The 20,846-nt window shown below is 64.5% G+C and carries 19 protein-coding genes and 1 pseudogene; 8 read left to right on the top strand and 12 right to left on the bottom strand.

Features of this window, described 5'->3' with window-relative positions; genetic code table 11:
- Window positions 1–41: 41 nt before the first annotated feature.
- Window positions 42–1,232, bottom strand: a complete 1,191-nt coding sequence (locus tag ON00_RS16250) for a glycoside hydrolase family 130 protein (RefSeq protein ID WP_010407601.1) — start codon at window positions 1,230–1,232, stop codon at window positions 42–44.
- Between the two features lie 11 nt (window positions 1,233–1,243).
- Window positions 1,244–2,542, bottom strand: coding sequence for a sugar porter family MFS transporter (locus tag ON00_RS16245; protein ID WP_010407600.1), 1,299 nt, complete (start codon window positions 2,540–2,542; stop codon window positions 1,244–1,246).
- Between the two features lie 204 nt (window positions 2,543–2,746).
- Here ON00_RS16245 and ON00_RS16240 point away from each other — a divergent pair, with 204 nt between their 5' ends.
- The gene (locus ON00_RS16240; protein WP_211207135.1) at window positions 2,747–3,853 is read left to right on the top strand and encodes an ROK family protein; all 1,107 of its coding nucleotides are present in this window, start codon (window positions 2,747–2,749) and stop codon (window positions 3,851–3,853) included.
- Window positions 3,843–5,123: an ROK family transcriptional regulator gene (locus tag ON00_RS16235; protein WP_010407598.1), complete on the top strand. Its 1,281-nt coding sequence runs from the start codon at window positions 3,843–3,845 to the stop codon at window positions 5,121–5,123. The genes ON00_RS16240 and ON00_RS16235 overlap by 11 nt, the downstream gene beginning before the upstream one ends.
- On the opposite strand, the gene ON00_RS16230 is transcribed toward ON00_RS16235, so the two are convergent.
- Together ON00_RS16230 and ON00_RS16225 are read right to left on the bottom strand one after the other, a co-directional pair.
- A complete protein-coding gene (locus ON00_RS16230; RefSeq protein WP_010407595.1) occupies window positions 5,070–6,005 on the bottom strand; it encodes an ROK family protein in 936 nt (311 codons plus the stop codon). The two genes, ON00_RS16235 and ON00_RS16230, sit on opposite strands and share 54 nt — an antisense overlap.
- 143 nt (window positions 6,006–6,148) lie before the next feature.
- Window positions 6,149–8,896, bottom strand: coding sequence for a TonB-dependent receptor (locus tag ON00_RS16225; RefSeq protein ID WP_010407592.1), 2,748 nt, complete (start codon window positions 8,894–8,896; stop codon window positions 6,149–6,151).
- 380 nt (window positions 8,897–9,276) lie between these two features.
- On the opposite strand from ON00_RS16225, the pseudogene ON00_RS21415 reads away from it, so the two are divergent.
- A pseudogene (locus ON00_RS21415) lies at window positions 9,277–9,351 on the top strand (hypothetical protein); the annotation flags it as partial.
- A 40-nt stretch (window positions 9,352–9,391) separates the two neighbouring features.
- On the opposite strand, the gene ON00_RS16220 reads toward ON00_RS21415, so the two are convergent.
- The 8 genes from ON00_RS16220 to ON00_RS16185 all read right to left on the bottom strand — a co-directional run bounded on the left by ON00_RS16220 (window position 9,392) and on the right by ON00_RS16185 (window position 16,512).
- Complete coding sequence (locus ON00_RS16220) at window positions 9,392–10,162, bottom strand: anti-sigma factor family protein (protein WP_010407589.1); 771 nt, start codon at window positions 10,160–10,162, stop codon at window positions 9,392–9,394.
- Window positions 10,159–10,749: a sigma-70 family RNA polymerase sigma factor gene (locus ON00_RS16215; RefSeq protein ID WP_010407587.1), complete on the bottom strand. Its 591-nt coding sequence runs from the start codon at window positions 10,747–10,749 to the stop codon at window positions 10,159–10,161. The genes ON00_RS16220 and ON00_RS16215 overlap by 4 nt, the downstream gene beginning before the upstream one ends.
- A gap of 35 nt (window positions 10,750–10,784) precedes the next feature.
- Window positions 10,785–11,201: a c-type cytochrome gene (locus ON00_RS16210; RefSeq protein ID WP_010407585.1), complete on the bottom strand. Its 417-nt coding sequence runs from the start codon at window positions 11,199–11,201 to the stop codon at window positions 10,785–10,787.
- A gap of 4 nt (window positions 11,202–11,205) precedes the next feature.
- Window positions 11,206–12,171 carry a metallophosphoesterase family protein gene (locus ON00_RS16205; protein WP_010407584.1) on the bottom strand — a complete coding sequence of 322 codons (966 nt, stop codon included), beginning with the start codon at window positions 12,169–12,171 and terminating at the stop codon, window positions 11,206–11,208.
- A gap of 100 nt (window positions 12,172–12,271) precedes the next feature.
- Window positions 12,272–13,945 (bottom strand): putative bifunctional diguanylate cyclase/phosphodiesterase, encoded by a 1,674-nt coding sequence (locus ON00_RS16200; protein WP_010407582.1) that lies wholly within the window; start codon window positions 13,943–13,945, stop codon window positions 12,272–12,274.
- 71 nt (window positions 13,946–14,016) lie between these two features.
- On the bottom strand, window positions 14,017–14,616 hold the full coding sequence (locus tag ON00_RS16195; RefSeq protein WP_040601705.1) for a Smr/MutS family protein: 600 nt from the start codon (window positions 14,614–14,616) through the stop codon (window positions 14,017–14,019).
- Window positions 14,591–15,862 (bottom strand): murein transglycosylase A, encoded by a 1,272-nt coding sequence (gene mltA, locus ON00_RS16190; protein WP_010407578.1) that lies wholly within the window; start codon window positions 15,860–15,862, stop codon window positions 14,591–14,593. The genes ON00_RS16195 and mltA overlap by 26 nt, the downstream gene beginning before the upstream one ends.
- A gap of 5 nt (window positions 15,863–15,867) precedes the next feature.
- Window positions 15,868–16,512: a Tim44/TimA family putative adaptor protein gene (locus tag ON00_RS16185; protein WP_010407576.1), complete on the bottom strand. Its 645-nt coding sequence runs from the start codon at window positions 16,510–16,512 to the stop codon at window positions 15,868–15,870.
- Between the two features lie 179 nt (window positions 16,513–16,691).
- Here ON00_RS16185 and secB point away from each other — a divergent pair, with 179 nt between their 5' ends.
- The 5 genes from secB to ON00_RS16165 all read left to right on the top strand — a co-directional run bounded on the left by secB (window position 16,692) and on the right by ON00_RS16165 (window position 20,643).
- Window positions 16,692–17,213, top strand: coding sequence for a protein-export chaperone SecB (gene secB / locus ON00_RS16180; RefSeq protein WP_010407574.1), 522 nt, complete (start codon window positions 16,692–16,694; stop codon window positions 17,211–17,213).
- Between the two features lie 63 nt (window positions 17,214–17,276).
- Window positions 17,277–18,875 carry a murein biosynthesis integral membrane protein MurJ gene (gene murJ / locus ON00_RS16175; protein WP_010407573.1) on the top strand — a complete coding sequence of 533 codons (1,599 nt, stop codon included), beginning with the start codon at window positions 17,277–17,279 and terminating at the stop codon, window positions 18,873–18,875.
- 4 nt (window positions 18,876–18,879) lie between these two features.
- Window positions 18,880–19,881 (top strand): tryptophan--tRNA ligase, encoded by a 1,002-nt coding sequence (trpS, locus tag ON00_RS16170; RefSeq protein WP_010407571.1) that lies wholly within the window; start codon window positions 18,880–18,882, stop codon window positions 19,879–19,881.
- Window positions 19,882–20,013: 132 nt separating this feature from the next.
- Window positions 20,014–20,268, top strand: a complete 255-nt coding sequence (locus tag ON00_RS20665) for a hypothetical protein (protein WP_211207134.1) — start codon at window positions 20,014–20,016, stop codon at window positions 20,266–20,268.
- Between the two features lie 144 nt (window positions 20,269–20,412).
- Window positions 20,413–20,643, top strand: coding sequence for a hypothetical protein (locus ON00_RS16165; protein WP_010407569.1), 231 nt, complete (start codon window positions 20,413–20,415; stop codon window positions 20,641–20,643).
- Window positions 20,644–20,846 lie beyond the last annotated feature (203 nt).

Below are 20,846 nucleotides of genomic sequence, written 5' to 3'. Positions count from 1 at the left end.
GTGCTGGCCGACGCGCCGCCATCGCCAGATGCGTCACCCTGTCAGCGCTCCGCTGCGCTACGCGTCACCCAGGCAGGCGCGGGCGCTACCGCCACGCCGACATAGGTGTCGGCGGTGCCGTAATAGAGATAGAAGCGTCCTTTGAAATAGCTCAGCCCTTCCAGAAAGGTCGTACCCGCCTGATACTGCCCGCTTTTCTCCCAAGGTAATTCCGGTTTGATGAACGGGACGGTGCTGCGCGCCAGCAGCTTGGTCGGGTCGCGCAGATCCAGCAAAGCCTGGCCGCCGGAATACGCGCCCGGACCGATTGAGCGATCGCGATACGCGTCATTCTCGGAATTCTTGCCATTGTAGAGCATAACGATGCCGCGCTCGGTCACGAGCGGCGGCGGACCGACTTCGGGAAGCTCGCTGTCGAAGAGCGACGGTCGCGCCGCCATCAGCACCATTGGCTCGCCATTGGGCAGGACGACCGGTGACCAATGGATCAGATCGGTCGACCTGGCGATGTGGATCAACCCCTCGCCGAACACCATCCAATATGCGCCGTTGATCAACGCGGCCTTCATACGCCCGCCGTCGATCCGCTGGATGATCGCGGCCGATTTGGTCGAGAGGTTCTCGAACGCAGTGCCAGCGAACGCCGACCCGTGCTTCTGCCAATGGATCAGGTCGCGCGACGAGGCGATGCCCAATCGCGTGCGGTCGTGGTTCCACTGCGTGTAAGTGACGTAATAGGTTCCGTCCGGCCCCTCGCACAGACGCGGATCTTCGCACCCGCCATCCCATTCGGCGTGCTGCTGGTCGTCCTTGTCGGGATAAAGCACCGGCGTCGGACGATAGGTGAAGTGCAGGCCGTCGTCGGAAGACGCATAGCCCAGGCGCGACGTGTGGAAGCCGATCATCTTTTCGTCCGGGCGGTCTTCCGCACGGAACAGGACGACCATCTTGCCGTCGCGCACGACCGATGCGGGGTTGAAGGTGTGGGCTGACATCCAAGCGTCGGGACGTTTGTGCATCGGGTCGTCGAAGACGGCGTTCGGGTCGGGCTTGAGCACGGGCGTGGTCGCAGACCGCAAGAAGGGTCCGAGATGCCACTCGGCACGATCAGTGTGGATAGCCCCAGTTCTTGCAGGGCGCGCGCTCGCCCATGCGCCCGGCGCGACCGCCAGCGCCGCACTGGCACCCAGGCCCCGGAGAAACTCGGCGCGGTTAAGACGGAATTGCGACATCTCAGATTTCCTCAGTGATGGCCGATGGTGCCGGCCAGCGTTTCCAGCGACGTACCTTTGGTTTCGGGGAAAAAGCGGGCGACCGCGAAGGCCCCAGCCAACGTGATGACCGCGAACACCGCGAAGGGCAGGCCCCGCGCATGTGCCGCAATGATCGGAAATAGCAGCGTGATCGCGAAATTGACGATCCAGTGAGTCGCGCTGCCCATGCTTTGACCGGTCGAGCGGACCGAGGTCGGGAAGATCTCGGACAGATAGACCCAGATGACCGCGCCCTGCGAAGAGGCGAAGGCGAGGATGTACACGACGAGCAAGGCGAGCAGATACTGCGAACCCTGGCCGCTGCCCATTACCAGCGCCACGCCGGCCAGGGCGATCGCCATGACGCACGCGCCCGTAACCAGCAGCGTCTTGCGTCCAAGCCGATCGATCAAGGTCATGCCAACCAGTGTCGCGAGCAGGTTGGCGAGGCCGACCGCTACCGCCTGCAGGTCCCCCGACACGTTGCCGAAGCCGGCGCTCGCAAAGATGTCGTTGAGATAGTAGAGGATGGCGTTGATACCGGTGAACTGATTCAGGAACGCCAGCGACACCGCCAGAACGATCGGCTTCTTGTGCAGCCGCCAGTTCAGGCGGCCCTGCCCTTCCTCTGGAGCGCTGATCTCGGAGAGCGTTTCATGCGCACCGACGCGGCGCAGGCTGGCCTCGGCCTCGGCGATACGGCCTTTCGACACCAACCAGCGCGCGCTTTGCGGGATCGCGAACAGCATCGCGAAGAAGAAGATCGAGGGGACCGCAGCCACGCCGACTTTCCAACGCCAAACGTCGATCCCGCCTACAAGCTGCCCCACAAGGAAGTTGCTGAGATAGGCGAGCAGAATTCCCAGAACGATGTTGAACTGGAACAGGCCGACCATGAAGCCGCGGTGCCGCGCGGGGACGATTTCGGAAATATAGACGGGTGCCAGCACCGACGCGCCGCCTACCGCGACGCCGAGCGCCAGCCGTGAAACACCAAAGACGTAGATGTCGGGCGCGAAGGCGCAGCCGATTGACGCCAGCGCGAAGAGGAAACCGACCATCTTGAGCGTATCGCGCCCGCCGAGCCGGTTGCCGACGAGCCCGGCACCCAGCGCGCCGACGCAGGTACCGAGAAGCGCGACCGCGACGGTAAGCCCCAACCCGGCGTCGCTCAGTTCGAACACCTTGCGGAGCGCGGTGGTGACGCCCGAGATCACGGCTGTGTCAAAACCGAAAAGGAGGCCCGCCAGCGATGCCACTCCGGCGGTGAAAATGTTAAGGCGTTTCATCGCCGTACCCCTCCTAACATTGGTATGTTGATTTGTTTTTTTAAACGATGCCGCGCTGGGAGGGGCCTTGTCAATCCTCCTTTTGGCTTCCCCCAAGCGGAAAATCGGCTAATCGATGGCTTGCCCTGCTCTTGAAGATCTAATCCGTTTGCCTCGGACGGATCGGTGGTATCGGTCGGAACAATGGACAGTCAGCCACAAACGGTGCGTCGCCGCAAAGCCAGCCTTTCCGGCACCAATCTCGAACTGACCGGCGACTATAATCAGCGACTGGTCTACCAAGCCGTCCGCGTCAGGGGGCCGATCACCCGCAATGCGCTGATCGAACTGACCGGGCTCGCCAAACCGACGATCGCGGGCATCGTCCGGCGCCTGCTCGGCAGTGAACTGGTGATCGAGACCAGTCGGATCTTTGGCGCGCGCGGCCAACCCGCCGTCCACCTCGAGGTCAATCCGGAAGGGTGCTATTCCGTTGGTTTGCAAGTCGATAACGACCGCTTGGACCTGGTATCCATCGATGCGTTGGGAAACCCGGTCAGCCGGGGCGTCATCACCCGGCCGGCATCGTCCGGCGAACGTGCGAAGACGCACTTCCGGACACAATATCTGAAGCTCACCGAAGACATCCGCCGCGACCGGATCATCGGCCTGGGCGTTGCAATGGTGGGCAGCGTGTCGAGGGACGGTCGGCACGCTGACCCGGGCGATGGCGACATCGGGATCGACCTGCTGGCTCTCTCCGATGTCTCGCCGGGCGTGCCGATCTACATCGATTCCGCGCTTGCCGCGGCGACGGCTGGCGAGTCGCTGTTCGGCGTGGGCGCTTCCCTCCAGAGCTATTATTATATTCTGATGGGGCCGAAACCGGTGGGCGGCCTGGTCGCGCATGAGGGGCTCTTCAAAGGCGCGCACCCGGAAACCAAGCGCTACCTCTTCCCGGGTGCCGAACCTGCCTGGTGCCGCCAGGCGGTCGCCGCGGACCGCATGGCCCCGCTCCCCGCGTGCGAGGAAGCGTGGCTGGCGGCCGCCGCTGCGGACCTCATCCCGCTCCTCACGTCGATCAATTGCATGCTCAATCCAGGCGGCGTGCTGCTCGCTGGCCGGTTCCCGGACGGATGGCTGACGCGGTTGGCCGAACGATGCAATACGCTGTTGCTCGCCAGCGCACCGGAGATACCAAGCCACGCCGGCATCCAGCCGGCCCGCCTGGCGAGGGACGCGACGCTGATCGGGGCGGCAAGCCTGCCGATGCGGGCAAGACTGTTTCCGATCGGCGAGGCATTGCTGAAGGCGCACGATCATGTCGGGTGAGCGGCGCTCAAGCAGCAACGGCGGTGCGAGTGCGCGGACGTCGCGGCACCTGTTTCCCTTCCGGTCGGACCGCGCACCGGCGTCGACCGGCATCGACGCGGCAGCCGACTCGCCCGCGCCCTATCTGACGCTGGATATCGACGCCAACCACAACCAGCGCGTCGTCTTCCAGGAAATTCGAACGCACAAACGCGTCACCCGCAGCGAACTGGCGACCATCACCGGCCTGACTATCCCCACGATCGTCAACGTATCGCGCCATCTCCTCCAAGCCGGGCTGATCGTCGAGGCCAAGCGACCGGCACGCGGTCGCGGCCAACCCGCGTGGGAACTGGAACTCAACCCGGACGGTGCCTTTTCGGCGGGCCTGAACATCGACCGTGACCACCTCACGCTGGTCGTGCTCGATCTGAGCGGCCAGATCCGCGGCCGCGTCTCGGCCGAGATCGGCTTCGCTTCGCCCGACGACGCGCGGCGATTCTTCGCGCAGAGCTGGCGCGAACTGGTGACCAAGGCACACATTTCGCCCGATCGCGTGGTAGGTCTTGGGATCGCGTTGCCAGACGAGCTCGGTACGCTGGCTTTTCCCGGCAAGCCGCTCACCTATGACGCCTGGGCGCGCACCGATGCCGCCGACCTGTTCCGCGACACCTTCGCCGGTCCGACCTTTGTTGAAAATGACGCGGTAGCGGCGGCGATCGGCGAAGCGCAGTTCGGTCACGGGCTTGAAGCGCCAAGCTTTGTCTACGTTCTCATCAGCGTGCTGCTCGGCGGCGGCATCGTGATCGACCGCACCTATTTCCGGGGCGAGAATGGCCGCAGCGGCGAGTTCGGCTTTATGCGGGTGAAAACCCCAACCGGCGCGATTTGCACCTTGCAGGATGTCGTGTCGCTTGGCGCCTTGTCCGAATGGTTGAAGATCCGGGGCGTCGCCATCACCGGGCCAGAGGATTTGAAGCGACTCGATGCCGCCGGAACCGCCGCGGTCGAGCAGTGGCTCGAAGAGGCGAGCGGCTATCTGACGAGCATCTTCTCGCAGATCCAGCGATTCATCGATCCCGATTCGATCCTGCTGGGCGGACGCCTGCCGGAGCATCTGCTCGATCGACTGGCGGTGTTGTGCCAGCAAAGGCAGGCAGACGCACAGCCCCGCGAGAGCGGCGACATACGCCGCGCGAAATTATCCTCCGACGCCCCTGCGATCGGCGCGGCGATTCTACCGTTCCAGACCCTGTTGTTCCCATCGCTCGAGATGCTCGGCCGGTTCTGAGACGCGCACGTGCCGCACCGCGCGCTCTGCGATCGCAAGACCGCCGATCAAGCCCGAGATTGGCGAGAAGTGCGCAAGAAGAATGTCTTCCGAATCGAATTCGGAGAGATAGCCGTTGGTGAGATAGTCGAACCGCCGGCGCACATCGCGGATGAGGCCGGAAGTGCCGATCACCCCGCCGCCGAGAACAAGCCTGTCCGGGGCGAGCGTGCTGACGATGTTGACGCAGGCTTGCGCCAGATACTCCGCGATCATCGCATGGCCGGGGTGCTCGGCACCCAGAGTGGACAGAGAATCGCCCCAGCGCGCCTTGATTGCGGTGCCGCTGGCCAATCCCTCAAGACAGTCGCCATGAGTCGGGCAAGCGCCGGGGAAGCGGTCATCGGGGTGGCGGCGCACGAACATATGCCCCATTTCCGGATGGCTGCGGCCGGACAGCGTCACGCCGTCGAGTACGGCCCCGCCGCCAATCCCGGTGCCTACCGTGAGATAGCAGACTCGCGCATGACCGCGCCCCGCCCCCCAGCGCCACTCGGCGAGGGCGGCACCGTTGACGTCGGTATCGAGCGCGACCGGAACGCGATACCGTCTGAACGGCGCAATCATGTCGACACCCCGCCACGACAGCTTCGGTGTCAAACCCAGCCGCCCCCAGTGCGGAGAACCGGAATCGGTATCGACCGGTCCGAACGAGGCGAGCCCGATCGCGGAAAACGGACCGTTCCGCTCGACCTCGGCGTCGAGCCAGCGTGTCACCGCGGCGAGGGTTTCCGCGGGTGTCCGCGTTTCGAACTGGGCCTGATCGAAAAGGCTCCCGTCGGGCCCGCCAATCCCGACATTGAACTTTGTTCCGCCTGCTTCGATCGATGCAAATCGGCGCATCTGCGGTGCCGGGGGTCCGCGACGGGACGAAGCGTTCATGTCAAATCCTTGCCTGCATCGCGAGGCGTCTTTCGATTGAAAAGTCGGTCCACCGGCGCGGTCGACCGGAGCGCCCGCTGCTCGCGGACGCTCCGGTACAGAACCTAAAACTTGGCGCGCGCGCCGAAGCCGAAGCGGCGACCATAGCCCTCATAGTCGCCGATCCGGTCGGTCGTGCCCCAATAGCGCACCGCCCGCTCGTTATTGAGGTTAAGCGCCTGGACAAAGACCGTCAGGTTCTTGGTGACGGCAATATTCAAGCTGGCATCCAGCTCGCCATAGGCGGACACGAACAGATCGTTCTCATATGGTCGGCCGTTGAGGGTCACCGCGTTATGCTGGCTGATATAGGCGTTGCGCCAGTTATAGGCCATGCGGAACTGGATCGGGCCCTTCTCGTAAAAGCCGATCAGATTGTAGGTCACCGGATCGGTATCGACATAGCCCTGGACGCTGGACGATCCACCGGAGGGGTGGACGTAGGACGCGTTTGCCTGGACACCGAGGCCGTCAAAGGGCGCGGGCAAGCTGGTGAACGTATATTGTCCCGACACTTCGACGCCGATGAGATCCGATGAATTCAAGTTGAGCGGCTGAGTCACCGTCCAGGTTTGCCCGGCGATTTGTTGAGTCGTCGTACCGGTATATTCCAGATCCGACAGCGACTTCTGGAACAGCGCCACGCTCAGGAAATTGGATTTGCGGTGCCAGGTCAGCGCCGCATCGAAATTCCACGCCTTCATCGGCTTCAGGCCGGGATTGCCCTGAGCGATGGTCAATCCTCCCGCCCCCTGACGCGCGTTGACGCTTTGCATGATCATGAGATCGTACAGCGTCGGACGTGTCAGCGTCTTGGCGACGGCGACCTGCAGCATCAGATTGCTGGTGAGGTCGTCCTTGAAGTTGGCGGCGGGTAGAACCTCCGTGTAGGATCCGCTTTGGGTGTGCGGCGCGACCGGCCCGTAGCTGACTTGCGGGTAGCCGGCGTCGGTATACGTCACGCCGGTGATCGCCTGGAACACCCCGGTCGCGTCGGTATCGGTGTGCGTCAAGCGCACGCCGATATTGCCCGACCAATGACTTCCCCCGAAGCTCGCCTCGACGAAGCCGCCTGCCGTGCGTTCTTTCACCTGTCCGCTTGCGCCCTGATTCACCACTGCGCCGAAGCCGCCGCCATTGGCATCGAGCGCCGCCTTCTGGCCGGGCGTCAAGGTGGCGACGACCGCCGGCGACAGCAGGTAGTTCATCACGGCTGCGTTGCGGAAGCCCGGAAAGGGCGTCTGGAACATGCCGGTGCCAAACAGATTGCTGACGTCGCTGACCGGGGAATAGAGGTTGGACGGCAGCGTCAACCCCTGGAACAGCGCGATGACATTGTCCGGAGTCTTGACGGTGACCAACCCCTTGGTGCGCTCCGAATAGTTCGCGCCGGCCTGGATGCTCCTGAAAATGCCCGAACCGATCTTGTACCGCAGCTTGAAGTCGCCCTGGTAGATCTCGTCGCTAAAGTCCTGGCCTTCGAGGGCGTGATAGGCGGTCTTCAGGTTTACCGAGGGCGAGAGATCGCCGAGGCCGGTAAAGACCGGAAGGTTGTTCGGCCCAAGCGAATAGGTCGCGTTCGGCAACGCGCCATAGTCGCTCTCGAACCACGATTGATTGCCACCGTTGTTGTTGGTGGCGGTCGACCACGAGCCGTCCAGCGTCATCGACAAGCGCGACGACGGGTCGAACTTGATGTTGATGCCGGCTTCCTTGGTTACGGCCAGTTCCGGTCGGATGTAGTTGACGATCGCGGAATAGGACGTGCCCCCGGTATAGCCGGTGATCGTGTGGTTGCCGTTGACCGTCACGCCACTGCTCTGGCCGTTATTGCCCGTGAAGAAGGCTTGCGTGTTGTCGTTCACATCGAGCTTGGAATAAAGCCCGTCGGCGGTGATCAGCAGCGTGTCGGTCGGGCGAAATTGCAGGTTGATCTCGCCCGAGATGCGCCGCCGGTTGGTCGCATTGGCTTCATATTCGGTATAAGCTGGCCCAAACCCTTGCACGCCCCCGGGAACGGTCGCCGTATTGACGGTTTGCGGGTTCTGATACCCGTCCGAATAGATGCGCCGGTTCTCCACCTTGCGATCGATGTAGGAGAAGGACACGAGCGCGCCGAACCGGCCATCGGCAGTCTTGGTGCTGAACAGCGCGGAGCCCTGCGGCGAGATTTGGCCGCGTTGCTGATCGTAATTGCCTTGCGCCGATACGACGAAGGTATTGCGGCGGAGGTCGAGCGGCCGTGCGGTGATCATGTCGACCGTGGCGGCGATCCCGCCCTCGGGCTGCTCGGCAGTGACCGACTTGGAGACATCGACCCGTGCGATCAGTTCCGCCGGGAGGATGTCAAAGTTGAACTCGCGGCCATTGGAGTCGGTGGCCAGGACCCGCCCATTATAGAGGGCCGTGGTGAATTCCGGGCTGAGCCCGCGCACCGAGATCTCGGTCGGCTCGCCCGCGGTCGCGTTATTGCCGTTCACGGTCATGGTCGAGACCGCCACGCCGGGGATACGCTCGATCGCTTCGGCGATGTTCTGGTCGGGCAGCTTGCCTATGTCTTCAGCGACGATCGAATCGACGATGTGATCCGAGCGCAGCTTGACGTCGAGCGCCTTGCTGAGACTGGCGCGAAAGCCCGTCACCACAATATCCTGCGACGGCGCTTCGCTCGTCGCGCTCGATGGGGTCGACTGGGTCGACGCGTTCGGCGAAGCGGCTAGCCCGCTCGGACCTTCCTGCGCCTGTGCACCTGACGCAGCCCAGCAGGTGGTGGTCAACAACGCCGCAAAAAGCGCGCGATTCCGCATATTCATGATTTTCCTCTCCTTTTTAGAATCTCGGGCGGTCAGCAATGCTTCTTGCGGCATGCCTTCGCGCTCGGAACCCAATCTCTTCGGGTTGATAGACGTCTCACTCAAAGCTTCGGCTGGTGCCGTATTCTGCGACCGCGCGCCCTTGCCCGCGCCTCCTCCATTGCGACCGTGCCGCCTGCGGCACCGCAAACAGGTTAGCTCGAACCTTCTGGGTGCCTTCGGCAGCGGAAAGTTTAGGATGTTGTTTTTCTATAATCACGTCCCGAGCGGGTCAATAGGTTTTTCAGCGCGGTGCGTTTCCCCCACCGTCCCCCTGGAACCGCGTTCGAGACAACCCAAAGGAATGGACGGCCACATTCGTTGAGAATCGTGACGTAGTCGAAACGATCAGCGCAGCGCGCAAGGATGTGACTGCGAAAGGCTATGGCGGCGACGTCCGCCGCAAGCGCAAGCTACGCATGGGGGGATTAGGGGTCGCGCGCTAGAACGTAGCAATCACCCCGCCGACGCCGCGGCAAAGAGCTTATGGAACGCGTGCAGGTCCGCCGCGTCGACGTCAGACACAGCCCAATATTCCAGGTCGCCTGCCACCCAACGTTCGATAGTGTAGGTATGGCGGCGCAATGCGCCCGGCGATACGTGCGGGCTTTGGGGCGCGGGCCGGATGAACAGGTTGATCGTGTGCAGCCGCCGCCGATACACCAGCGCCGCGACCGGCCGATCGCCGATATAGTCGAGCCGCCCACCGACAAGCGGGAACCCCTGCTGCACAAGATCGACGACCGGCGGCGAGAAATCGATCCGACCGTTGAACCAGGGTTTGACGACATGTCGGTCAGAGGTGAGCACGTCGGTCAAATGCGCGGCCTGAAGCGACCGGATATGACTGGCGATGACCTGATCGGGCAGGTCGGCCACGCTGGCCTGCGGAACGGCGACCAACAGGGCGAGGCTCGCCGCAAGCGCACCAATCGCCCCGCCGCCGAACCAGGGCAAATAGCGACGGACCGGCGCACGCCTTGGCGCGACCCGATCCACGGGCGGTGCCGCGACCAGGGCTTCGATGCGGTGTCGCAGCCTGCCCGGTGCGGCTTCATCAAGGGCGACCGATGCGATGACGTCGTGCACCTCCGCGAGGGTCGCGAGATAGCCGCTACACGCAGCGCAGCTGCGGACATGGGCTTCGACCTCGGCTGCGTTCAAACTGTCGAGTTCACCATCGAACAGCGCGTTGAGCGCTGGTTCGCGATCGGCGCAATGGGTCATGCGCGCATTCCCTTTCGTTCGCCGGACAGGAACAGCGTGGCCAGCAAGATGCGCGCGCGGGCGAGGCGCGACATCACGGTACCGATCGGGACATCGGTGATCGAGGCAATCTCGCGGTAGGAGAGCGCGTCGAGCTCCCGCAGAATGATGGCCTCCCGAAAGGGCTCGGGCAGCCCCGCAATCGCATCGCGCACCGATAGCGCGTCAAACTGGCGCTGCAGCGCGGTTTCGGGCGTGTCGGCATCGGTCAAGATCTCGGTGATGTCGGCGGCGTCGCCCGCATTGCCAAGCCGATTCGATTTGCCCCAATCGATGAAGCAATTGCGGACGATTGCGAACAGCCATGCCTTTTCATTGCTGTGGCACGATGCGTACCCCTTCAGCGCGCGCAGAAAGGCCTCCTGCACGATATCTTCGGCGGCCGACTGGTCGCGCGACAGGTACCGCGCATAGCGATAGGCATCGTCGAGATACGGCAAAAGCTGTCGACCGAACCGCCGGGGATCGGGCACGGAAGCCGGAGCGGGCGGTGCGTCGGGCACGACCTGCGGGCGCGAATTCCAGCGGCCTCGGCCATTGCTCACCATGTCGATTAGGCTCGCAAACTGATGACAGTGCGCGGTCAGCGCTGCTGCGCAAGATAGGCGATAATGTCAGCGCGCTGCTTCGGGTTGGCAACCGAAAAATACATCTTTGCGCCGGGCACGACCTTTTGCGGGTTGGTCAACCAACGATCGAGGTTGGCGGGCGTCCAGACCATCCCGGAAGTGCGGAGCGCCGCCGAATAGGCATAGCCCGGCACCGTCCCCGCCTTGCGACCAACCACCCCTCTGTGCCTTGGGCCGACGTCATTTTCGTCGAGCGAATGGCAGCCGGTGCAGGCCTGATACAGCGTTCTGCCGGCGACGGGATCGCCCGCAGATTGCGGCACAACCGCGACCGATGCGGCGGCAGCGGCATGGCGCGCTGTCACCCCCGTTGCGCCGACGATGGCCACGGCGATGACAGTCAGTTTTGCAGCGGTTGGAAAGCTCGTCATTGCCTTACCCTGCCAGCGTTTGGTCGATGATCGCGAGCGGCGATGAGGACTGGCGAACCGCGAGGCTCGAAATCCCGATTGCGGAGCGCAGATCGGCGGGGGGCACCAGCAAAGGTCCAGGCCCCGGACCAACGCCCGGCGATGGCTGGGGATAGGCCGTTGACCGGCCTGCGTGAAACACCATGCCGCCCTCTGTTTTTTGCTGGATCTGGTGGATGTGCCCGTTCAGCGCCGTCACCGAGGTGAACCGCTTGAGCAGGGCCAGCGCCTGCATCCCGTCTGACGTGCCCCAGCCCCATTCCGGAAACAGCGGCCATAAGGGAAAGTGCGATAGCACCACGATCGGCGTCGAAGCGGACAGGGACGCGACATCGTCTTTCAGCCACGCGAGTTGATCGTCGCCGAGCGAGCCCATGCCTCTGTCCGCAAGGCGAATGACATTGACCAGGGCAATGAAATGCGCGCCGTTGACGTCGAAACTGTACCAGCCCTCGCCCTTGGTACCCTTGCCGAACCGGTCGAGATACGGCTGGGGATTGGTGCCATCGACAATGTCATGTTCGCCGGGGACGAAATGGACGGGCATGTTGAGCTCGGCCAGCAACTGCTGCGCGGTGTCGAATTGCTCGGGCGTCGCAAGGTGCGTGATATCGCCGGTATGCACGATGAAATCGGGCTGCACGACCAGCGCCCGCACCTTGGCGATGGTTTCCTTCAGCGTCCCGATCACATCCGGATTGGCCGCTTTCTTAAAGCCGATATGGGTGTCGCTGATCTGAAGAAAGCTGAACGGCTTGACGGCGGATAGCGCCGTATCGCCCGCTTTCGGTGTTGCCGCGATGGCCTGATCCAGCGTCAGCGATCCTGTAATCCCGCCAGCCAGCGCAAACAGCGTGCCCGTCCCCGCCCAGCCCATGCACTCCAGCATCCCGCGCCGATCGATCCGCTTATCCCAATGATGATCTGCCATGTCCGTCCTTCCCTGATGGGTTCGACGGTAAGACTGGAATGGCGCGGGTTTTATTCCCGTGTCGGACAATATTTCTCTGTTCGGGAGGCCAATAGGCGGTTCAGCCGACCGCCGCCCAGCGCACTTCGCCTTGGCTCCACGAAAGGAAGGCGGCTTCGTCCATTGGCTGGGCGATGGCATAGCCCTGGATCACGTCGCAGCCGATGATGCGCAGGATGTCGGCCTGTGCCTGCGTCTCGACGCCTTCGCCGACCGCCTGGCAGCCAAGGCCGTGGATCAGCCCGATCACCGCCTGCGCGATGATGCGCGCGCCGGCATCTTCGGCAATATGTTCGATCAGGCTGCGGTCGAGCTTGATCCGGTCGAGCGGGAGCGCGCGCAGGCGCGGCAGGCTGGAATAGCCGGTGCCGAAATCGTCGATCGCAATGGTTGCGCCATCGGCGCGCAGCAGCGCGATCGCCTCCAGCACTTCGTCACTGCAATGCATCGCCAGCGTCTCTGTGATTTCGAGTTCGAGCAGCCGCGCGGGCGCGCCGACGCGGTGCATGGCGGCGCGCAGGCGGCGGAAGAAGCTGGCATGGTCGAGCTGGCGCGGCGACACATTGACCGCGAGGCGGTGCTCGATCCCCAACCGGCTCCAGCGCGCGATCGTCTCGGCGACGCTGTGCACGACCCAGTCGCCAATCTCGACGATCAGCCCGGTTTCCTCGGCGCGCGGCAGGAAGGTGCCGGGCAGGCGCAGGCCGTCCTGCGGGTGCCGCCAGCGCAACAGCGCTTCGGCGGCGACGATCTGGCCCGATCCGATGCGGAGTTGCGGCTGAAAGACGAGCGCGAATTCATCGCGGTCGATCGCGTCGCGCAGCGCACTTTCGAGCCCCGCGCGCTCGGTGATCTGCGCCGCCAGCTCGGCCGAGAAATGCTCGGCGCGACCGCGCCCGCTGCTTTTGGCGTGATACATTGCGGCGTCCGCCGCGCGCATCAGGTCGGTCAGCGTGTCGCCATGGTCGGGGCGCAGCGCGATGCCGATCGACGCGCCGATCGCAACATCGGTGCCCGTCAGATCGAACGGCTCGGCCAAGGCGAACAACACCGCGCGCCCGACCCGCGCGGCATGCGCGGAATCGACCTGCGCAAAGAACATCGTAAATTCGTCGCCCGCCAAGCGGCCGATCAGCGGGCTCGGGCCACCCTCGGGCAGCGCGACGCTATCGGCGACCGCGCGCAGGCGGTTGGCGACCATCCCCAGCAGCATGTCGCCACAGGCATGGCCCATCGTATCGTTGACCGCCTTGAACCGATCCAGATCGATGAAGAACAGCGCGCCGCCCGCGCCAGCGGGCATGGTCGACAACAGCCGCTCGCACGTGCGGCGGAAGTTGGTGCGGTTGGCAAGGCCGGTCACCGGATCGAACATCGCCAGCCGCTGGACGCTGTCGAGATTGGCATTCAACTGCGCGAACAGCGCGTGCATGGCGGTGGCGAGCTGGGGCACGTTGGCGGCGATTTCGGGGGGGATCTGGTCGCTGAGATCGCCCTGCGCCGCCTGCGCCAGGCGGGCGATGGCGGCGTCGATCGCCGACGCCGTCCCGGCAATGCTGCGCTCGGTCGACGCCCAGCACATCGCCGCGCAGACGATCGCCGGGATCAACGCCCGCGAAATGTTGCTGATATCGACGCCACCCGACGACGTGGCGGCGAGCGCGAGGATGAAAGCGACCGCCCCGGAGCACATCGCGAAGACGATTGCGCGGCTTTTGAGCGTAACGCCTTCCATCGCGATATCGTGAGCTCCTGGCAGCGTGGTGCGAAACGCACTGGCTTGCCCAGGAAGATGACAGGCAAAGGTTAAGACTTTCGCGAAGCCCGCGCGCGTTTCAGCACGATGTAGAGCGCACCGCTCCCACCGTGGCGCGGATGCGCCGCGCGGACCGCCGCAATCGCGTCGGCGTGGCGCGACCCGGCCAGCCAGTCGCCGGTCGCCGCGCGAATCGCCCCGCGCGCGTGCGGACGCTCACTGGTCGGGCGCGGCGGCTTTCCGGTGACCAGCAGGATCGTGCGGTCCCCGGCCCGGATCGCCGCGTCGAGCGCACCGTCCAGTTCATTATAGGCGGATTGCAGCGTATGGCCGTGCAAATCGATCGTGCGATCGGGCGAAACCAGGCCGCGCGCGATTTGCTTGTCCCATGTGCCGTCCAGCGTGTTGGCGCTGTTGGCGGGCGCGGCCACGCGCGCGGGCTTGGGGACCGGCGGCGGTGGGATGCGGCCGACGATGCGCTTGGCGGGCGGTGCCGCAGGCGGCGGGGCCACGGGCACCGGCGCCGCTGCCCGCGCGGTTTTGGAGCCTGTCGCTGGCGCAGTTGGCGCGGTTTTGGCCAAGGGGCGCACCCCGGCCATCACGCGGGCCCACAACGCCGCCTCGTCAGAACTGAGGTGACGCGTTCCCATCGGGCCTCTTACCAGACACGCGTGCGGCCGTCAGTCGCTGCAGGGTGCCGGTCGGCAACAGCAGAAAGGCGGTGCCGCGCGCGGTCATGCCGCCCGCAATCGCCTCGGCATCGGGGCCTGCGCCCCAAAAGGTATCGACGCGATTGGCCCCTTTGATTGCGCCGCCCGTATCCTGCGCAATCCAAAGGCGGCTGGCGTCGACACGATCCATCGACAGCAGGATCGGGGCCCCCAGCGGCACGAAATGTGGATCGGCCGCGACACTCACCCCGCCTGTAACCGCCACCCCCAGCGCACCCAGCGGCGAGCCGGATTGTTCATGAAAGAACACATAGCTCTTGTTTTCGCGCATGATGTCGCGGCCCTGATCGGGATGATCATGCAGCCATTGCGACATGCCCTGCAGCGAGGTCTGCCCCGGCCCGAGCAAGCCGCGCTTTTTCATCAGCGTGCCGATCCCGGTGTAATCGCGGCCATTCTGATTGTCATAGCCGATCCGCATCACCGACCCATCGGGCAAGCGCAGCCGCCCCGACCCCTGGATCTGCAGGAAGAACAATTCGACCGGATCGGCCGCCCAAGCAAGGATCGGCGCGCGTCCGGCAAGCGAGCCGGTCTCGATCGCAGTGCGATCATCATAGGGGACGAAGCTGCGCCCATCGACACGGCCGCGGATCTTCTTGCCCTTCAGCGTATCGCTGAACTGGCCGAGATCGACATCGATCAAGTCGGTCGGCCGCGCATAGATCGGCACGTCATAGCCGCGCCGCCGCTCGCGCGCTGCGCGGATTTCGGGTTCGTAATAGCCCGTGGCAAAGGCTTTGCCGTCGCCGACCTGCACCGCGTCGAAATATTCGGCGAAGAAGCCGCGCGCCTCGCCGCGGCGGACGCCTGGCGCGGCACCGCAGGCCGCCGCCCAGTCACTGCCGCGCGTGAGGCCGGAAAGATCGCTACGGCGCAGCAGCGACGGGCAGGACGCCTGAAAAGCTACAAGCGCCCGCGCGGCGGCGGCTTCGTCGATGGGAAGCGCGTAGACCGGCGGCCCGGCGACCACGCCCGCACCAGCCGCATTTGCAGTGCTCGCCGCAACCGGTGCGGCGGGTTGCGGCGCAATCGGCGTGGCGGCAACGGGCCTGCGCACCGGTGCGGGACGATTGGCGACCAGACGGGGGCGCTCGACCTGGCCGCCGCAGCCGGCGAGCAAGACGGCAAGCGCAATCGACAGCCCGGCAAAGCCCACCCGCATCGGCGTTATGCCTCGTCGGTGTCGGCGAGCTTCCAATTCGGGTCGCTGCTCTTCAACGTGCGCGCGAAGGTCCAGACATCATGCGTCTCAACCGCATCGGTCATCGAGCCCGCAATCACATTCCCCTCGGCATCGCGCGTCACGGCGGCGATGTCGGCGTCAAAACGCACGGTGATGCGCGCGAGCTTGCCCTCAAGCGAGGCGTCGGCGATCACTGCGCGCTCGATCGACACCAGCCGGTTGTCGAGCACATGACCGGCCGTGTTGCGCGCCAGGATCGCGCTGGTGAAGGCATCGCGGACCGAATCCTCGGCGAGCCAGCCAAGCTGTTCCTCGTCGCCCTTCCAGAACGCCTCCAAAATCATGCGATAGGCACCCTGCGCGCCGCCGAGAAACCGCGGGACATCGAAGCTCGAATCGGCGGCGATGATCGCGCGGATGCCAGCCTCGGCCTTGGGTTCGACATTGCGGCTGACCGGCTCGCGCGCTTCGCCAATCGCCTCGACCGGACGCTGCACCACCGTCAGCGGCGCGCGTTCTTCGGCGGGCTTGGGCAAGGGCTGTTCATGACCCGTGCGTTTGCCCAGCACCCGATACAGGTTCAGCGCAAGAAACGCAGTCAGCATTACGAGAATGACGGTCAGGAACACGCGGCCTCCGGGGCTTTCAACAGATGCAGTACATAGGCCTAACACGCCAAGGATTCAAATCGTGCAATATGACGAGCGTCTCCGGCGAGTTGAACTCGGTGCCCCCCCCTGCTAGGCGCGCGCTTTCGACGACGCCACGGAGGTGTGGCGCTTATACGATCAGGGTAAGGACGAGTTCCATGAGCGAGCAGGACGACGGCTTCATCACCACCACGGTTCCGACGACCGACCCCTATGGCAATGGTGTGGACACTGCGCCCGCCGCTGGCCTGATCTCACAATATGTGAAGGACTTGTCGTTCGAAAACCCGAACGCCCCGGCCATTTTCCAGAACCCGACCGCGCCCGCCATCGACGTGCAGTTCAACATCGCGTCCTCGCAAGTCGGCGAGGACGTGTATGAAATCGTGCTGCGCATCGAAGTGAAGGCGGACGCAGAAGGCACCGTCGCCTTCCTCGTCGACCTTTCCTACGCCGGCCTGTTCGGCCTGCGCAATTTCCCGGCCGAGCATCTCCAGCCGTTCCTGCTGGCCGAAGCGCCGCGCCTGATCTTCCCGTTCGCGCGCCGCGTGCTGGCCGATGCGATCCGCGATGGCGGCTTCCCGCCGCTGTTGCTCGAGCCGATCGATTTCGCCAGCGTCTTCCTGCAGCAGCAGGAAGCGGCCGAAGGCGGCATTGGCGAGACGCTCGGCACAGCCTAAGGGCCTTTTCAGCCCCCCATCCCCAGGTCCGGATGCGGGGGCTGTTTTTGTGAAGACAGCGCCATGAACCTCGTCAAATCACTCGGCTCGATCGGCGGCCTCACGCTGGCCAGCCGGGTGCTGGCGTTGGTGCGCGATTCGCTGGCCGCCCGCTATGTCGGGGCGGGCTTTGCCTCAGACGCGTTCAACGGCGTCGCCTTCCGTTTGCCCAACATGTTCCGCGCCTTGTTCGCGGAAGGTGCGTTTTCCGCCGCCTTCATCCCGATGTTCAACAAGAAAGCGGCGGGGCCAGACGGCATTGCGGCCGGTTATCAGTTCGCCGAGCGCGCGCTGGCGGTGCTGCTGCCGATCCTGATCCTGTTCACCGGCGCGCTGATCCTGGCGGCCTGGCCGATCACCTGGCTGCTCTCGGGCGGTTTCGCGCGACAGCATCCAACGCACGAGCAATTCGCCTTTGCGGTAATGCTGTCACGCATCACTTTGCCCTATCTCGCGCTGATCTCGCTGGCGTCGCTCTTGGGCGGCATCCTCAATTCGCTCGACAAATTCTGGGTCAATGCCGCCGCCCCGATCCTGCTCAATCTGGCGATGATCGTCGGGCTGTGGGTCTTCCACGGCGCGGACGTCTATCAGACCGCGCGCGTGCAGGCGATTTCGGTCACCGTCGGCGGCGTGCTGCAACTCATCTGGCTGATATGGGCGTGCCACCGCGCCGGAGTCGATATGCGGCTGCGCTTGCCGCGGCTCGACGCCGATGTGCGCGAGATGCTGCGGCTGATCGTCCCCGCCGCCGCGGGCGCGGGCGCCTCGCAAATCAATCTGCTGATCTCGACCTCGCTCGCCGGCAGCCTGCTCGCCTCGGGCTCGATCACGTACATTTATTATGCCGACCGGCTGAACCAGCTCCCGCTCGGGCTGATCGGCATCGGCCTCGGCACGATCCTGCTGCCGACCATCTCGCGCCTGCTCTCCACCGGCCAGGACACAGCCGCGATGGAAACGCAGAATCGCGGGATCGAGCTGGCGCTGTTCCTCACCCTCCCCGCCACAGTCGCCTTCATGGTCGCCGCCGAGCCGATCGTGCGCGGGCTGTTCCAATATGGCCATTTCACCGCGATGGACGCGCGCCGCTGCGGCTGGGCGCTCAGCGCCTTCTCGGTCGGCCTGCCGTCTTATGTGCTCGTGAAGGTGCTGACGCCCGGCTATTATGCGCGCGGCGATACCAAGACGCCGGTACGCTATGCGATGCTCTCGATCGCGGTGAACATCGTCGGCAACCTCATTCTGATCCCGCTGATCGGCCATGTCGGCCCGCCGCTCGCGACGGCCCTCGCCTCCACCGTCAATGTCGCGATGCTCTATCGCACCCTCACCCAGCGCGGCCATTTCGCCGCGGACAGCGCTTTGCGCCGCAAGGTCCCGCGCCTGTTGCTCGCCGCCCTATTGATGGGCGCGACGGTGTTCGCGTTCGAGCGGCTGCTCACTCCCTATCTCGGCGGTGCGCTGATCGTGCGCTATGCCGCCCTTGGCGTACTGGTCGGCGCGGGCAGCGCGGTCTATGGCGTGGCCTGTTTCGTCACCGGTGCATACCGGATCGCGGACCTGAAGGCGCTGATGCGGCGGCGCGGCACCTCCAACACTCCCAAGCCCGCCCAGGAATAAGCATATGCGTGTCGTCTCCGGCATCCAGCCCACCGGCAACCTCCACCTCGGCAATTATCTTGGCGCAATCAAGCAGTGGGTGGCGATGCAGGATGCGATGCCTGAGGGAGACGACTGCCTGTTCTTCCTGGCCGATCTCCACGCACTGTCGCAGCCGGTGATCCCGGCCGAGCTCAACGCCCACACCACCGAAATGGCCGCCACGCTGCTCGCCTGCGGCATCGACCCCAAACGCGCGATCCTGTTCAACCAGGCACGCGTCCCCGCGCACAGCGCGCTCCACTGGATCCTCGGCGGCACCGCGCGGATGGGCTGGCTCGGCCGCATGACGCAGTGGAAGGACAAGGCGGGAAAGAAAGGCGAGAGCCAGAGCGTCGGCCTGTTCACCTACCCCGTGCTGCAAGCCGCCGATGTGTTGCTCTATCAGGCGACGCACGTGCCCGTCGGCGAGGACCAGAAGCAGCATCTGGAGCTGGCGCGCGACATCGCGGTGAAGTTCAACACCGATTATGGCGACACCTTCACCCTGCCCGAACCGTTCATCTCCAAGGCCGCCCCGCGCATCATGAGCTTGCGCGATGCGAGCGCGAAAATGTCCAAGTCCGATCCGTCGGACGCCAGCCGCATCAACCTGGTCGATGACGACGACACGATCGCGAGCAAGATCCGCAAGGCCAAGAGCGATGCCGATGGCTTGCCGGGCGAAGTCGCCGGGTTGGCCGAACGGCCCGAGGCGCGCAACCTGGTGACGATCTACGCAGCGCTCGCGGGCGTAACGCCCGATGCGGTGCTGGCGCAGTTCGCTGGCCAAGGCTTCGGCGCGTTCAAGCCTGCCCTCGCCGATCTGGCGGTGGCGACGCTCTCGCCGATCCGCCAGCGGCTGACGGCGTTGCTCGACGATCGCGCGGCGGTGAGTGCAGTGCTGGCCGATGGCGCAGCGCGCGCGAGTGTGCTGGCGGCACCGACGCTGGCGGCGGCGCAAGCGGCGGTTGGGTTGCAGGTGTAACCTGCCCGGTTGCTGAGCCGCGTGGGCGGCACAGGGGTAACGCAGTGCAAGCCCCTCTCCTTCCCGGAGAGGGGTGGACGGTGGCCAACGCGTACACCCGAAGGGCAGCAAACGCCCCACTTGCGGACATTCATGCGCTCCGTCAAAATCGTGCGATTACGCGTGGGTGAGGCAGGCGCTTATGGGGAGGGCAAAATGAAATTGCGTCTGCACAGCAAAGCAGACTTAGGGATCGGTTTAGGCAATCTCGCCATCGGTGGTCTGAACTTCACTCATCGCAACAGCCCTTACGGTTATAGCTGGGACCGATATATGTGGCTGTTTTGGCTGTTGATTGCTGGCATCTGGATTTACCGTGCGTTTCGTCCCGGAAGGTCGGCGAATTAGGCTTTGCGCTGGGATGGCCGTCTATTTCTACTTCTGGTGGACGTCCGCTTTCCACCCAGGTCGAGCCGTTCCCGGCCTTTCGATCGACACGACTCGCCCAGAAGTGGACATTGCGCCCCTCTCTAATCGGCATATGATCTGGCTATGGCAGGCGACTTCCTCTTTACCGCCGCGATATTTGCGCTGGCAATTTATGGCGTCTGGTCCATCCGGCGTGATCTTCGCCGTGGGGTCGCCTCCGCCCGAGGTTTCTCATTTGCGAAGGTTACTCAGCCAAAGCGTTATCGGTGGCTGATGGGCTTCAACATATTCGCTGTCAGTCTCATCTGCATTGGCGCGATCATCCAACTGGCCGAAGCAATCGGCAAATCGTAGAGCGGTAGCCAGCGGCAGCTTTCCACCCCTTTCCGCCGTTCGCGATCTATAGCGCGATACCATAGGCGGCGCATACCACGCCCAATTGCTCCCCCCAGCGAAAGCCAAGGAACCTGGTTCGTTCCAAAGGCCCACTGGAACAGCGCTTCTAGTCACGCTCCCGCGCTACCGCAGGCCAACCCGCGCCAAAATCCCTCTCCCAG

This window comes from Sphingomonas echinoides ATCC 14820, from assembly GCF_000241465.1.
Classification (GTDB): Bacteria; Pseudomonadota; Alphaproteobacteria; order Sphingomonadales; family Sphingomonadaceae; genus Sphingomonas; species Sphingomonas echinoides.
This window is presented reverse-complemented; position numbering and strand designations above follow the sequence as displayed.